This window comes from Streptomyces cellostaticus (assembly GCF_001513965.1).
GTDB lineage: Bacteria > Actinomycetota > Actinomycetes > Streptomycetales > Streptomycetaceae > Streptomyces > Streptomyces cellostaticus.
This window is the reverse complement of the sequence record NZ_KQ948025.1, coordinates 88,428-103,334: the sequence shown is the minus strand read 5'-3', so window position 1 is coordinate 103,334 and position 14,907 is coordinate 88,428. Positions and strand designations below refer to the sequence as shown.

Genomic DNA, 14,907 nt, shown 5'->3' with positions numbered 1-14,907 from the left:
ATCACAATCAAACAAAGAACACCATCACAAGTGTTCAATTACTGAACGCGGAGGCGTAGGTTCCGCTCTGGATCAGTTCGCGCAACGAAGCGAGTACTCATGCAAACCCCCACACAAGCCCCCGCCTACTTGGCGGCGGAGCTACGACTCCCCACCAACTGGCTGGACTACACGATCCTGGCGATCTACTTCGTCGTCGTCCTCGGCATCGGCTTCGCGGCCCGCCGCTCGGTGAAGACCAGCCTCGACTTCTTCCTCTCCGGACGCTCGCTGCCCGCCTGGATCACCGGCCTCGCCTTCATCTCCGCGAACCTGGCAGCCACCGAGATCCTGGGCATGGCCGCGAACAGCGCCCAGTACGGCGCCTACACCGTGCACTGGTACTGGATCGGCGCCATCCCGGCCATGGTCTTCCTGGGCCTGGTGATGATGCCCTTCTACTACGGCAGCAAGGTCCGCTCGGTCCCCGAGTTCCTGCTGCTGCGCTTCGACAGGGGCGCTCACCTGCTCAGTTCGATCCTGTTCGCCTTCGCCGCCATCCTGATCGCCGGCGTCAACCTCTACGCCCTCGCGATCGTCGTCGAGGCCCTGCTCGGCTGGCCGCAGTGGGTGGCCATCGTGGTCGCCGGCGCCTTCGTGCTGGCGTACATCACGCTGGGCGGCCTCTCCTCGGCGATCTACAACGAGGTGCTCCAGTTCTTCGTGATCCTGGCCGCCCTCATCCCGATCACCGTCCTCGGCCTGAAGAAGGTCGGCGGCTGGGGCGGCCTGACCGACAAGCTCACGGCCACCCACGGCCACCACTTCACCACCGCCTGGGGCGGCACCGGCATCGGCAGCGCCAACCCGCTCGGCGCGAACTGGCTGACCATCGTCCTCGGCCTCGGCTTCGTCCTCTCCTTCGGCTACTGGACGACCAACTTCGCCGAGGTGCAGCGCGCCCTGTCCGCGAAGAACCTCTCCGCCGGACAGCGCACCCCGCTGATCGCCGCCTACCCGAAGATCTTCATCGTCTTCCTGGTGATGATCCCGGGCCTGGTCGCCGCCGCCGTCGTCCCGAAGATCGGCACCTCCGGTTCGGGCCTGCAGTACAACGACGCCATCCCCTACCTGATGCAGGAGCTGCTGCCCAACGGCGTGCTCGGCATCGCCGTCACCGGTCTGCTCGCCGCGTTCATGGCCGGCATGGCCGCCAACGTGTCGTCGTTCAACACGGTGTTCACCAACGACATCTGGGCGAAGTACGTCGTGCGGCACCGCGAGGACGAGTACTACGTGCGCTTCGGCCGCCTCATCACAGCGATCGGCGTGGCCGCCTCGGTCGGCACGGCGTTCCTGGCGTCCTCGTTCTCGAACATCATGAGCTACCTGCAGACGCTGTTCTCCTTCTTCAACGTGCCGATGTTCGTCGTCTTCATCGTCGGCATGTTCTGGAAGCGCGCATCCGCCAAGTCCGGCTTCTGGGGCCTGCTCGCCGGCACCGTGACGGCGATGGTCAACTACTTCGTCTTCTACAAGAAGGGCATCATCTCGATCCCCTCCGACCAGGGAGCCAACTTCGTCTCCGCGATCGCGGGCTTCGTCGCCGGCGCGGTCGTCATGGTCGCGGTGTCGCTGTTCACCAAGCCGAAGCCGGCCGAGCAGCTCCAGGGCCTGGTCTACGGCACCCGCTCCCCCGGCATGGCCGAGCCGCCCGCCGCCGGCGACGACGCCTGGTACCGCAAGCCGGCCCTGCTGGGCTGGGGCGCGGTCATCATCGCCGCCGCCTGCTACATCCCGTTCTCGTTCTGACCGCGGGAGAATTGGAAAGACCATGACCGAGAACTCCGAGCACTTCGACTTCTCCGCGTCCTCCGAGGACGAACTCCAGCGGGAAGTCACCGATCTGGAGCACAAGTCCGCGACCGCCGCCCGCATCTTCGACCTGCGCCGCATCATCGGCGGCCTGTTCGTGGTCTACGGCGTCATCGTCACGATCACCGGCATCACCGACTCCCAGGCCGCGATCGACAAGGCCCAGGGCGTCAACATCAACCTGTGGACCGGCATCGGCATGCTGCTGCTGGGCATCTTCTTCCTGGCCTGGCTCAAGCTCCGTCCTACTCCTCCGCCGGTACCTCCGGTGGAGGAGCAGTCGCAGTAGCGCCGTCCGGCTCAGGGCCGTCCGCCGGGTGCGGGTGCGTCGTGGCCGGTCGCGCCCACGCGGCGGAGCCGCATGTCGACACAGCCCCGCGCCCCTTCGGAGCGCGCCTGGCTGCGCCCACCCCGCCCCGGCTACAGCTCCGGCCCCGCTGAATTCGTCAGGGGGCCTGCCCGGTCCAGCAACCCCGTCCGCGCGGCCAGTGCCGCTGCTTCCAGGCGCGAGCCCACGCCGAGCTTCATCAGGACCCGCTGGACGTGGGTGCGGGCCGTGCTGGGGGCGATGCCCATGCCCGCCGCGATCAGCCGGGTGTCCTCGCCGTCGGCCACCCGGACCAGCACCTCCACCTCCCGCGGTGTCAGCATCTGCAACAGCCGCTGCCCCTCGTCATCGGGCTGCGCCGCCGGGTTGAGCAGCTCACCGAAGGCGCCCTGGAGCAGCTGCGGCGCCACCGCCGCCTCCCCCGCCCGGGCCTTCATGATGGCCCGCTCGACCCCCTCGATCCGCTCGTCGTGCCGCACGTACCCCGACGCGCCGGAGGCGAAGGCCGCCGCGATGCCCCGCGGGGACGGCACCGGGCCCAGCACCAGCACCGCCACCTGCGGCCGCTCCCGCTTGATCTTCACCACCGGATCGAAGGCCCCCGGCTCGGCCGGCGCAGCCGTACCCAGCAGACACACCTCCGGCGCCCGCGCGATCACCAGATCCGCCGCGCCCGCGGCCGGCGCAGCCGCAGCCAGCACCCGGTGCCCGCGCAGCTTCAGCGCCGACGCCAGCGCCTCCGCGAGCAGCCGGTGGTCGTCGACGACCATGAGCCGCACTCCCATAGAGCAACCCCCCAGTCCCCCCCATGGATGCCCCACTATGGACGCCCACCGGTCCGCAAGGACAGAGGGCCCCCCGGCACCTCGCCCTTCATGTCCCCGGAAGCTACACGCTTGTTCGACGTCGCGCTGCCCCTGTTGATGAGAAGTGCCCCGGATCGATGAAATCCGGGGCACTTCTCGGAAGTCACCCATTCGGGCGAGACCCGTGACGGCGTCGCGAGGCGGTCAGCCCTTCGTGCCGAACGCCAGCACCAGGTTCTCCGGGCCGGACGACGACATGCCCTTCCGCTTGGCGAAGACCTGCGACATGTACAGGCGGCCGTCGGCGAAGAGGATCTCCGCGTAGTCGGGCAGCATGCTGCCCTCCGCCTGCCGCACGCTCTGCGTGGACGGGTTCTCCAGCAGCTTGGTCTCCTTGAAGGACCCGCCGTCGATGCTGACGATCTGGCCGCCCTTGTTGTACGGCGGCTGCTTGTAGGCGAGCAGGTTGTTGCCGTCCATGCGCAGCGGGGAGAGCGTGTAGCCGTCCCCGGCCTCGGCGCGCTGTCCGGTCGGCTTGCCGGTGTTCAGGTCGAAGGAGACGATCTCGTTGGTCTTGCTGAACTGTCCGGAGCCGTCGTGCTCCTCGGTCGACAGGTACAGCTTGCCGTTGCCCGCGACGATCTGCCTGCAGCCCTCGACGCGGGTGATGCCGTCGCACTTGCCGCCGTAGGTGTCGCCCGGCGCGGAGATGTGGGCGAGCAGTTTGCCGGTCTTGTTGTCGATGGAGAAGTAGTCCCAGGTCCTGGTGCCGTCGCTGGAGCTGTCACCCACTTCGGCGGCCACCACCAGCGGGTCGGTGGAGACGATGGAGGCGTACTCGATGCCCGGGTCCATCGTGTACTCGGAGATCACCTTCCCGGTCTTCGGGTCGAGGGTCTGGATGAGCAGCCGCCCGTTGTCGGAGCCTCCGCAGTTGCGCACGGCGACCAGCTTGGCGCCGCCGCCGTAGCCCACGTCGTAGCAGTCGTCGCCCGGCTTCGGCAGCCACAGCGCCTTGCCCGAGTCGAGGTCGAAGGCGGCACCGCCCTGGCTGTCACCGACCGCGACGGTGTTCTGAGCGACCGTCACATTCTCGTAGCCGACCGGATAGTCACCGGACTTGACCGACTTCGTCCACAGCTTCCTGCCCGCGTCGAGATCGATCGCGGAGATCTGCGTGCACCCGGCGATCGTTTTCTTCGTGTCCCACTTCGGCTGGTAGGTGATCGCGGTCTTGCCGTCGGACGTGACGTGCCCGCTGGCCGCGCAGACCGGGCCGGGCAGCTTGATCGTCCACAGCTTGGTGCCCTTGGCCGGGTCGTAGCCGACGATCTCGGCGACGCCGCTCTTGGCGTACACCTTGTCGGTCAGCCACGAACCCGCGGTGCTGACCACATCGTCCGTGGTGGGCAGCGGGACCTGGAACAGCACACTGGCCGCGGGGTCGGCCGGCGCCTTCTCCTTGCCGCCGCCGCCCGTGCCTCCGGTGCTGCCGCCGTTCTTGCCGCCGCTGGAGGAGGCGGTGTCGTGCTTCTTGCCGTCGTCCCCGGAGGAGTTGGCGTACCAGAAGCCGCCGACGACGATCAGGGCGATGGCGACGACCGCCGCGACGACGACGAACAGCGTGGTGTTGTTCCGCCCGCCGCCGCTCTGTACCGGCTGCTGCTGCATCGGCACGGTCGGCTGGCCCGGATAGCCGTAGCCCGGCTGCGCGGGCTGCGTGTACGGGTGCTGCGGCTGGCCGCCATAGGGCGCGGCAGGCTGCTGGCCGTACGGGCTCTGCTGCCCGCCGGGGTAGCCGTAGCCGGGCTGCGGCGGCTGGGGCGGCGCGGTCTGCGGGTAGCCGTAACCGGGCTGCGGCTGCGGGGCCTGCGGGTAGCCGTAGCCGGGCTGCGGCTGCGGAGGCTGCTGCGGGCTCGGCTGGCCGAAACCAGGCTGCTGCGGAGGCTGGTTGGGCGGCTGGTTCGGCGGCGGAGGGGGCGGCTGGGTCATGACGGGCGTACCTCGGTGGAGCGCTCGGGGCCGGACGGCGGGAGGAGGACGGAAGACGGGCCGGGACTCACTTGCCGAAGGCCATCATCAGCTTCTCCTTCGAGTCGTCGTTGCCGGTCAGCCGGGTGGAGGAGATGAAGAAGCGTCCGTCGGCCCAGGCGACGGCACCGTCGAAGAAGGCGTTCTCGATCTCCGCGCTGCCCGAAGGGTTCTGCAGCAGCTTGGTCGTCGGGTGCGAGCCGCCCGCGGTGGGGATCGACACGATCTGGCCGCCGGCGTCGTACGACGGCTGCACATAGGCGATGAGCTTGCCGCCCTCGGTCTTCACCGGGGACATCGACTCGTCCGTCGGCGACTTGACGCGCCACTTCTCCTTGCCGGTGGCGAGGCTGACGGCGACGATCTCGTTGGCACCGCTCGTCGTGTTCGTGGGCAGGTAGAGCGTGTCGGCGTCGACGGCGACGCCCTGGCAGCCCTGAAGGTCGCGTTCGAGGATCGCCCAGCCACAGCGCGGGGCGAACTTCTCGTTGACCTTGACCTCCGAGCGGAACTTGCCGTCCTTGGTGAAGGTGGAGATGTTCCAGGCCTTCTTGTCCTCGTTGGTCAGATAGACCACGAGCGGATCGAGGGAGTACGTCCGCGCGACCGACCAGCCCTTCTTGACCGGCTGCGTCCACTTGACCTTGCCGGTGGCCGGGTCGAGTTCCTGGAGCTCGTCGTGCTCGTTGCTGCCGCCCGCGCCGCAGGAGGCCACCTGGACCAGCCGGCCGGTGCCACCGGCGTACGCGGCCGGGAAACAGGCCGCGCCGTACTTCTTCTTGTCGAACATCTTGCGGCCGCTGCCGAGGTCGTACGCCGTGCCCGACTCCGAACGGCCCACCATCAGCGTCTTGCCGCTGATGGTCAGCTCGACGTTGAGCGCGCTGTCGAACAGCCCGCCGTCGGCGACCTGGCCGCTCCAGCCCTTGTTGCCGGTGTCCAGGTCGATCTGCTGGAGCTGGTTGCACTTGGCACGGTCGCTGACGCCGTTCATGTACGCCACGACGACCTTGTTGTCGTCCGACTTCTGCGGGGTGACCGCGCAGATCTTCTGCGGGAACGTGATCGGGTCCCAGGCTGCGGTGCCGTTGCCGACGTTGTAGGCGAAGACCTGCTTGTACGCCGCCTTCACCGCCGTCTTGCCGGTGATCCACATGCCGGGCGCGTTCGCGCCGGAACCCGGGGCGTCGGGTGCCGACTTGTACCAGAGCACCTTCGCCTCACCGGGCTTGCGGCCGGCGTTGAGGTTCTCCGGGTCCGCGCCGCCGTTGCCGTTGCCGGGGTCGACCGGCGTGCCGGAGGAGGAGTGCTTGCCGTCGCCGCTCTTCTCGGCGACCGGCTTCTTCTTGCCGCCGCCGTCGTCGCTGGTGACCGCGTAGACGGTGCCGCCGATGACGAGCAGTGCGGCCGCCGCGGCGCCGATGATCAGCGCGGTCTTCCCCTTGGACGCCGGCTTGCCGCCGGGCGGCGTGCCGGGCGCACCCGGGTACTGCGGCTGCCCCGGGTAGCCGTATCCGGGCTGCGGAGCGTACGGGCCGGGCTGCGCGGGCTGGGCGTACGGGCCCGGCTGGGCGTAGGGGCCGGGCTGCTGGGGGTAGCCGTAACCGGGCTGGGGCTGCGGGGGCTGAGCCGGTGCCTGGGGCGGCCCCGCCGGCGGGGGCGGTGTCTGCGGGGCGCCGAATCCGCCACCCTGCGGCGGCTGGCTGGGCGGTGCTCCGAAGCCACCCTGCGGCGGCTGGTTGGGCGGCTGAGTCATCAGCGCTCTTCCCCCTCGTTCACTGATTTTTAGCCACGCCCTGAGGTTCGCTCACGGACCCAAGGTCGTACTCAGAAAGTTCTCAGACGGCTCTTTCTATCACCCGGCACCGACAGCGCACGGGCCCGCATCCGACGCTGTTCCCAAGGGAGAACCGGCCCGTGATGCCGCCGTTATGCGCCTTCACGCCCCCTTCACGCGGCGCACGCAACAGCATTGCGCGCGGCTGGTTCACGCCGCGCACGCCATGTGGTTCGCCGCGTCGGGGCGCTACGCGTCCTCCGCCAGTTCCAGCCAGCGCAGCTCCAGTTCCTCCCGCTCCCCGGCCAGGTCCCGCAACTGGGCGTCCAGTTCGGCGACCTTCGCGAAGTCGGTGGCGTTCTCGGCGATCCGGGCATGCAGCTTGGACTCCTTCTCGGAGACCTTGTCCAACTGGCGCTCGATCTTCTGGAGTTCCTTCTTGGCAGCGCGCTGGTCGGCGGCGCTCTTCTCCGTGGCGGCCCCCTTGGGCGCCGCGGCGGCGGTCTGCGCGGCGACCGCCTCCTCCATGCGCCGGCGCCGCTCCAGGTACTCGTCGATGCCGCGCGGCAGCATCCGCAGGGTGCCGTCGCCGAGGAGGGCGAACACCCGGTCCGTGGTGCGCTCCACGAAGAACCGGTCGTGGGAGATCACGATCATCGAGCCGGGCCAGCCGTCGAGGACGTCCTCGAGCTGGGTGAGGGTCTCGATGTCGAGGTCGTTGGTGGGCTCGTCCAGGAAGAGGACGTTCGGCTCGTCCATGAGGAGGCGCAGCAGCTGCAGGCGCCGCCGCTCGCCACCCGACAGGTCACCGACCGGCGTCCACTGCTTCTCCTTGTTGAAGCCGAACGTCTCGCACAGCTGTCCGGCGGTCATCTCGCGCCCCTTGCCGAGGTCGACGCGCTCACGGACCTGCTGCACGGCCTCCAGGACCCGCAGGGCGGGGTCGAGTTCGGCGACCTCCTGGGAGAGGTAGGCGAGCTTGACGGTCTTGCCGACGGCGACGCGCCCGCCGGCGGGCTGCGCCTCGCCCCCCGTCCGCGCCGCCTGGGCCATGGCCCGCAGCAGGGAGGTCTTGCCGGCGCCGTTGACGCCGACCAGGCCGATGCGGTCGCCGGGGCCGAGCTGCCAGGTGACGTGCTCGAGCAGCACCTTGGGGCCGGCCTGCACGGTGACGTTCTCGAGGTCGAAGACCGTCTTGCCGAGGCGGGAGGAGGCGAACTTCATCAGCTCGCTGCTGTCCCGGGGCGGCGGCACATCCGCGATCAGCTCGTTGGCGGCCTCGACCCGGAAGCGCGGCTTGGAGGTGCGCGCGGGCGCCCCGCGCCGCAGCCAGGCCAGTTCCTTCCTGATCAGGTTCTGGCGCTTGGCCTCTTCGGTGGCGGCGATCCGCTCGCGCTCCGCGCGCGCGAAGACGTAGTCGGAGTAGCCGCCCTCGTACTCGTACACGTCGCCGCGCTGCACGTCCCACATGCGGGTGCAGACCTGGTCGAGGAACCACCGGTCGTGCGTCACGCACACCAGCGCCGAGCGCCGGCCGCGCAGGTGCTCGGCGAGCCAGGCGATGCCCTCGACGTCGAGGTGGTTGGTGGGCTCGTCGAGGACGATGAGGTCCTGGTCCTCGATGAGCAGCTTGGCGAGCGCGATCCGGCGCCGCTCGCCACCGGACAGCGGCCCGATGACGGTGTCCAGGCCCTTGGGGAAGCCCGGCAGGTCGAGCCCGCCGAACAGTCCGGTCAGCACGTCCCGGACCTTGGCGTTGCCGGCCCACTCGTGGTCGGCCATGTCGCCGATGACCTCGTGCCGGACGGTGGCGGCGGGGTCGAGGGAGTCGTGCTGGGTGAGCACGCCGAGCGTCAGCCCGCCGGAGTGGGTGACGCGTCCGGTGTCCGCCTCCTCCAGCTTGGCGAGCATCCGGATGAGGGTGGTCTTGCCGTCGCCGTTGCGGCCCACCACGCCGATCCGATCGCCCTCGGACACGCCGAGCGAGACGCCGTCCAGCAGGGCCCGGGTGCCGTACACCTTGCTGACGTTCTCGACATTGACCAGGTTGACGGCCATTTCACTCCTGCCCCGGGGGATGGATCGACCCTCCAGGGTAGTCGGAGGTCAGCCGTCGCTTCCGCGCTCCTCCTGGCGACGCCGGTAGTGCCAGACCGCCGTCAGCGGCAGCGACTCGTGCGCGTACTCCCCTTCCGCTTCCAAAGGACCGATCCGGCGTTCGGCCTCCACGCAGCGCGGATCGTCGCGCGAGGCCAGCCCCGCGACCGCGTAGGCACGCGTGCGCTGCCGCTCGTCACGGGTGAGTTCCAGCAACACGTCCGCGATCTCCGGCTCGGTGCCCCGGTAGTGCGCGAGCCAGTAGCACGTCCTGCCTCGTACGTCGGCGTCCGGGTCGCGCGCCAGGGCGAGCACCGCGGCCAGGCTCTCGGGGCCGAGCCGGTCCGTGCCGGCGTCCAGCAGGTCCGGTGTCCAGGAGCGGACCCGTGGATCCGGATGCGCGGCGTACGACAGGCCGACCGCCTCTGCCTCGGGGCCGTCGGCCCAGGTCAGCGCGTTGAGCAGGACCTGAAGCACCTCCACGTCCCGCTCCCGTTCGGCCCAGGGGACAAGCTCCTTCGCCCGGTCCGCGAACGGCTGGCGGCCTCGCGCCAGGTCTCCGATGATCAGGGAGAGCAGCACATCGGCGGCGAAGAGACGGTTCAGCGGGTCGGGGTCGCGGCTCAGGCCTTCGGCCGCGGTCCAGGTCTCCTCGTCCACCCGGCAGCCGAGTGCGGACACCGACTGCGACCACACCACGTGGTCCCGGTCCGGGTACGCCAGGGCACGCCGGAGCAGCTCCGCGAAGGGCGTGCGCAGCCGGAGCTTCGCCTCCAGGGCCGTGAGGATCGCCAGGTGCCCGTCGCGCAGCGTCAGCCCGCCGAGGGTGAGCTGCTCGTACCAGCAGCCGGTCTCGTCCTCCAGCCTGGTCCGCTCGACCGGGCCCGGCAGGCCGGTCCGGCGCCGCAGGTCGGCCTCCGGGCCGGTCCGCGCCCGGAGGCGGGCACGGGCCAGCAGTTCCTCGCGCACCGGGCCGGGGCGGACTGCCACATCGGGGAAGACGGCCCAGGTCAGCCACAGCGAGCCGCCGTCCATCGCCCGCAGCAACGGGGTCGTGCCGTCGGGCAGCCGGCGCAGCGGGTCGGCCCCGGCCGTCACCAGGGCCTCGGCGACCGGCTGGTCGTACGCTGCGACAGCCAGGCACAGCACCGGGACGCCCTCGCTCTGGTCGCGCGTGTCCGGATCGGCCCCGGCCTCCAGCAGCTCCCGGACCTGCTCGACGTCCCCTCGCCGTACGGCCGCGACGAGCCGGCCCCCGTCCCCAGCACCCATGCGCCTGCCCCCTTCGTCCGTTTCCCGGCGGATCCGGCCGAAGGAGCTCAGGCCTGCCCGGCGGATCGTGCCGGAACGCCGGGCCCGGCACGCCTCCCCGACTGTCTCAAGGGCGCGGGGGCACCTCCAGCGGCGTTGTCGTCGGTTGCCGACTCCCCACGCTCGGCTTCGCTCGCGCGGGGGCACCCCCATGGCCCCGCTCACCTGTGCTGATGAGGCAGCGTTGACCGGAGCCGGCCTGATCCGCCGGGCAGGCCCGGTGCGGACCCCACCGCCGGGGCGGCCGGACTACCGGGCGGCCGAGTGGCCCATCACCGTGGCGCCCGGGACCGGCCCCTGTGCCGTACGCACCGTCCGGCAGGTCCCCGATGCCGACAGCGCCTGAGCCGCCTTCTGCGCCGACTCGGCGTCGCGTGTGAGGAACGCCGTCGTCGGGCCCGATCCCGAGACCAGCGCGGCGAGGGCACCGGCCCCGCGCCCCACGGCCAGGGTGTCGGCGAGCTCGGGGAAGAGGGACAGCGCGGCGGGCTGCAGGTCGTTGGAGACGGCGCCGGCGAGCGCCTCGGGGTCGCCCTTGGCGAGGGCGTCGAGGAGATCCTCGCAGGCCACGGGCTCGGGGATGTCGAGGCCCTCGCCGAGCCGGTCGAACTCGCGGAAGACGGCCGGGGTCGAAAGACCGCGCTCGGCCATCGCGAACACCCAGTGGAAGGTGCCGCCGACCTCGAGGGCGGTCAGCTGCTCGCCGCGCCCGGTGCCGAGCGCCGCGCCCCCGACCAGGCTGAAGGGGACGTCGCTGCCCAGTTCGGCGCAGATGGCGAGGAGTTCGGCACGGGAGGCGCCGGCGCTCCACAGCGTGTTGCAGGCGAACAGGGCGGCGGCGCCGTCCGCGCTGCCGCCCGCCATGCCGCCGGCGACCGGGATGTCCTTGGCGATGTGGATGTGCACGGCCGGCTCGATGCCCCGGCGCCCGGCGAGCGCGACGGCCGCGCGCGCGGCGAGGTTGGTGCCGTCCAGCGGGACCTGAGCGGCGTCCGGCCCCTCGCAGGTGACGCGCAGCTCGTCCGCCGGGCTGACGGTGACCTCGTCGTACAGGCCGACGGCGAGGAAGACGTTGGCGAGGTCGTGGAACCCGTCGGGGCGGGCGGCGCCCACCGCGAGCTGGACGTTGACCTTCGCCGGCACCCGTACCGTGACGCTCACTCGCCCGTCTCCCTGTGTTCCGCGATGCGGGCGAACTCCTCCACCGTCAGTGACTCCCCGCGCGCCTGCGGGGATACCCCGGCCGCGACCAGGGCCGCCTCGGCGGCCGCCGCGGACCCGGCCCAGCCGGCGAGCGCCGCCCGCAGGGTCTTGCGGCGCTGTGCGAACGCGGCGTCGACGACCGCGAAGACCTCCTTCCTGGAGGCCGTGGTCTTGAGCGGCTCGGCCCGCCGGACGAGCGAGACCAGCCCGCTGTCGACGTTGGGCGCGGGCCAGAAGACGTTGCGGCCGATGGCCCCGGCCCGCTTCACGTGGGCGTACCAGTTGGCCTTCACGGACGGCACGCCGTACACCTTGTTGCCGGGCACGGCGGCGAGCCGGTCGGCGACCTCGGACTGGACCATCACGAGCGTCCGCTCGATGCTCGGGAAGGTCTCGAGCATGTGCAGCAGCACCGGTACGGCCACGTTGTAGGGCAGGTTGGCCACCAGGGCCGTCGGGCCCGGTCCGGGCAGCTCCGTCACGTGCATGGCGTCGGAATGGACCAGCGCGAACCGGTCGGCGCGCTCCGGCATGCGGGCGGCGATGGTCGCGGGCAGCGCGCCGGCCAGCACGTCGTCGATCTCGACGGCGGTGACCCGGTCGGCGGCCTCCAGCAGCGCGAGGGTGAGCGAGCCGAGCCCCGGGCCGACCTCGACGACCACGTCGTCGGGGCGGACCTCGGCGGTGCGGACGATACGGCGGACCGTGTTCGCGTCGATCACGAAGTTCTGGCCGCGCTGCTTGGTCGGGCGGACACCGAGTGCTGCCGCGAGCTCGCGGATGTCGGCCGGTCCGAGAAGGGCGTCGGGGGTGGGGCTGGTCACGGGACAAGGGTACGGGGCTGCCGGCGGCCCCTCGTCCGGCTCCCCGGCGCTCACGGGTGCAGTCGCGCCCCGCAGTGCGGCCAGGGACTCGCGCCGCGGCGCACGTACAGCTTCTTCGCGCGGAAGGTCTGCTCCTCCGCCGTCGCGTCCTGCGGACGTCCGTTGCCGCCGAGGCTGTGCCAGGTGCCCGCGTCGAACTGGTAGAGCCCGCCGTACGTCCCCGAGGGGTCGACGGCGCCCGGGCGGCCGCCGGACTCGCAGGTGGCGAGGCCGTGCCAGTTGAGGTGGTCGGCGCCCTGCACGGACTTCGGCCGGGGCTTGGTGCCCACCTTCACCACCTGCTTGCTCGGCTTGCGCACCACCTCGGACTTCTCCTTGCGCGGCTTCTCCTGGACGCCGTTGACGGTGCGCAGCAGGTAGGTGATCCGCCGCAGCCCGGGCTGCCCGGGCCATTCGATGACCTCGGTGCCCTTGAAGAGGGTGGGGTCCTCGGTCCGCTCCACCGCGAACGGGATCGACTCCTCGCGCACCTCTGTGACACCGGTCACCCGCAGTACGGTCACCGTCTGCCCGTCACGCGGGAAGCTGTCGGGCGGGACCGAGGTGGTGTCCTGCCGGCGCAGGGTGATGCCGGCCTCCTCGACGGCCTCGCGGACGGTGGCCGCGTTGGTGCGGATGGTGCGGGTGCGGCCGTCCGCCATGACCGTGACGGAACGCTCGGTGCGTACGTCGAGAGCGAGTCCGGCGCGGCCGATGCCCTGGGAGCGCGCGGCCGACAGATACGCGCCGTCCGGACGCACCCCCAGCTCTCTGAGCGCCCCGTCCACCGTGCGCGCCGTCGTCCACACCTCGCGGCGCTCACCGTCCAGCGTGAGCCGTACGGGGCGCCCGTAGCGCACCGCGACCTGGTCGCCGCTGGCGAGCGCCGCGCCGGGGTCGGGCGCGACCAGGTCGTGCGTCCCTACGTGTAGGTCCTCGGCGGCCAGCAGTTCCGACACGTCGTCGCTGAAGGTGTGCAAGGTGCGCTGCTTGCCGTCGACGCTCAGCTCGATCGTCTTGTCCTTGGCGACAAAGGCGGTGGTGCCGCCGGCGAGGAAGGCGACGACCAGCGCCTGCGGCAGCAGGCGGCGCACGGCGGACTCCGGGCGCTCGGCGGCGCGCGCCCTGCGCCGGCCCGTGGCCCGCCTGCTCGTCCTGGGGCGCACACGCAGCTCGTGCACCCCGTCACCCGCCGCGCTCACGTCGTCGTAGAACGCGCTCTCCTCTTCTTCATGGAGCGCGCCCCCGCCGTCGTCCTCGAACGGGCTCCCGCTCTGCCGCGGCAGCACCGGCTCGCTCACGCGCGCATACCCCGGCGTCCGCGTCGGCAGCTGCGCCGGCGCGGGCGCCTGCATCTCGTACGCGGGCCGGTAGGTGTCGTCGTACGCCGTCCCGTACGCGACCCCGTAGCCGAGGGTCTCCGTGTCGTGCACACCGGGCCACACATCGTCGCGCGCACCGCCGGGCACGCCGTCCGGCGCACTGTAGGGGCCGTACGCCTCATACGTCTCGTACTGCGACTTGCTCACGCCGACACGCTCCAGAGGGCCAGAGGGGTCCGGATCGGGCCCCCAGAACCTAGCGGAGCCCCGGTCACTCTCCAAAGCGGCACGACTACGTACGGTTGCGAACCGGATCACCGGAGCCCTGGCGGCGTTACCAGTCAGTTACGATCTGTGCACTGTCAGTAATCGAAGGCGCGGGCCGTGTTCGCGCCCAGGGCCGTCGCCAGCGCGTCCTCGTCCATGCCGCGCACGGCGGCCATCGCGCGCACTGTGACCGGAACGAGATACGGCGCGTTGGGCCGTCCGCGGTACGGCGCCGGGGTCAGGAAGGGCGCGTCGGTCTCCACGAGGACCAGTTCCAGCGGGGCGACGGCGAGGGCGTCGCGCAGGTTCTGGGCGTTCTTGAAGGTGACGTTGCCGGCGAAGGACATGAAGTAGCCCTCGCGGGCGCAGACCGCGGCCATCTCGGCGTCACCGGAGTAGCAGTGGAAGACGGTGCGCTCGGGGGCGCCCTCTTCCTTCAGGACGCGCAGGACGTCGGCGTGGGCGTCGCGGTCGTGGATGACGAGGGCCTTGCCGTGCCGCTTGGCGATCTCGATGTGGGCGCGGAAGGACCGCTCCTGGGCGGCCTTGCCCTCGGGGCCGGTGCGGAAGTAGTCGAGGCCGGTCTCGCCGACGCCCCTGACCTGGGGCAGGGCGGCGAGCCGGTCGATCTCGGCGAGGGCCTCGTCCAGCGCGGCATCGCCGCCCGGCACGCGGGCGCCCTGCCTCGACCAGCCGTCGGGGTCGCCGTGGACGATGCGCGGGGCCTCGTTGGGGTGCAGGGCGACGGTCGCGTGGACGCTCTCGTACGCGGCGGCCGTCTCGGCGGCCCACTGCGAGCCCTTGATGTCGCAGCCGACCTGGACGACCGTCGTCACGCCCACCGACGCGGCCTTGGCAAGGCCTTCCTCGACCGTGCCGGACTGCATGTCGAGGTGGGTGTGGGAGTCGGCGACGGGCACCCGGAGAGGCGCCGGGAGCGGCGGTGCCGTGTTCTTGTCGTTCTTGTCGCTCTGGTCGCTCTGGTCGCTCTGGTCGTTCTTGTCGCTCTGGTCGGCGCGGCCGGCGTTCGAAGGCATGCCCCGATCCT

At 71.2% G+C, this 14,907-nt stretch carries 11 protein-coding genes; 2 read left to right on the top strand and 9 right to left on the bottom strand.

What is annotated here, in order from left to right:
- Positions 1–99: 99 nt before the first annotated feature.
- Positions 100–1,791 carry a sodium:solute symporter family protein gene (locus AQI88_RS21835; RefSeq protein ID WP_067002024.1) on the top strand — a complete coding sequence of 564 codons (1,692 nt, stop codon included), beginning with the start codon at positions 100–102 and terminating at the stop codon, positions 1,789–1,791.
- A gap of 22 nt (positions 1,792–1,813) precedes the next feature.
- Complete coding sequence (locus tag AQI88_RS21830; protein ID WP_067002020.1) at positions 1,814–2,143, top strand: hypothetical protein; 330 nt, start codon at positions 1,814–1,816, stop codon at positions 2,141–2,143.
- Positions 2,144–2,274: 131 nt separating this feature from the next.
- Here the strand turns inward: AQI88_RS21830 and AQI88_RS21825 are convergent, their stop codons facing one another.
- The 9 genes from AQI88_RS21825 to AQI88_RS21785 all read right to left on the bottom strand — a co-directional run bounded on the left by AQI88_RS21825 (position 2,275) and on the right by AQI88_RS21785 (position 14,896).
- Positions 2,275–2,967, bottom strand: a complete 693-nt coding sequence (locus AQI88_RS21825; protein ID WP_079057714.1) for a helix-turn-helix transcriptional regulator — start codon at positions 2,965–2,967, stop codon at positions 2,275–2,277.
- A gap of 225 nt (positions 2,968–3,192) precedes the next feature.
- The gene (locus AQI88_RS21820; protein ID WP_067002014.1) at positions 3,193–4,980 is read right to left on the bottom strand and encodes an outer membrane protein assembly factor BamB family protein; all 1,788 of its coding nucleotides are present in this window, start codon (positions 4,978–4,980) and stop codon (positions 3,193–3,195) included.
- Between the two features lie 67 nt (positions 4,981–5,047).
- Positions 5,048–6,775 (bottom strand): outer membrane protein assembly factor BamB family protein, encoded by a 1,728-nt coding sequence (locus AQI88_RS21815; RefSeq protein WP_067002011.1) that lies wholly within the window; start codon positions 6,773–6,775, stop codon positions 5,048–5,050.
- Positions 6,776–7,045: 270 nt separating this feature from the next.
- Positions 7,046–8,854, bottom strand: a complete 1,809-nt coding sequence (locus AQI88_RS21810; protein WP_067002008.1) for an ABC-F family ATP-binding cassette domain-containing protein — start codon at positions 8,852–8,854, stop codon at positions 7,046–7,048.
- Positions 8,855–8,902: 48 nt separating this feature from the next.
- Positions 8,903–10,165 carry a hypothetical protein gene (locus tag AQI88_RS21805; RefSeq protein WP_067002004.1) on the bottom strand — a complete coding sequence of 421 codons (1,263 nt, stop codon included), beginning with the start codon at positions 10,163–10,165 and terminating at the stop codon, positions 8,903–8,905.
- 288 nt (positions 10,166–10,453) lie between these two features.
- On the bottom strand, positions 10,454–11,365 hold the full coding sequence (locus tag AQI88_RS21800; RefSeq protein ID WP_067002000.1) for a 4-(cytidine 5'-diphospho)-2-C-methyl-D-erythritol kinase: 912 nt from the start codon (positions 11,363–11,365) through the stop codon (positions 10,454–10,456).
- On the bottom strand, positions 11,362–12,231 hold the full coding sequence (gene rsmA, locus AQI88_RS21795) for a 16S rRNA (adenine(1518)-N(6)/adenine(1519)-N(6))-dimethyltransferase RsmA (protein WP_067001997.1): 870 nt from the start codon (positions 12,229–12,231) through the stop codon (positions 11,362–11,364). Before rsmA ends, AQI88_RS21800 begins: the two co-directional genes overlap by 4 nt.
- Positions 12,232–12,281: 50 nt before the next feature.
- The gene (locus AQI88_RS21790; protein ID WP_067001994.1) at positions 12,282–13,799 is read right to left on the bottom strand and encodes a resuscitation-promoting factor; all 1,518 of its coding nucleotides are present in this window, start codon (positions 13,797–13,799) and stop codon (positions 12,282–12,284) included.
- A 155-nt stretch (positions 13,800–13,954) separates the two neighbouring features.
- Positions 13,955–14,896 carry a TatD family hydrolase gene (locus tag AQI88_RS21785; protein ID WP_067001991.1) on the bottom strand — a complete coding sequence of 314 codons (942 nt, stop codon included), beginning with the start codon at positions 14,894–14,896 and terminating at the stop codon, positions 13,955–13,957.
- Positions 14,897–14,907 lie beyond the last annotated feature (11 nt).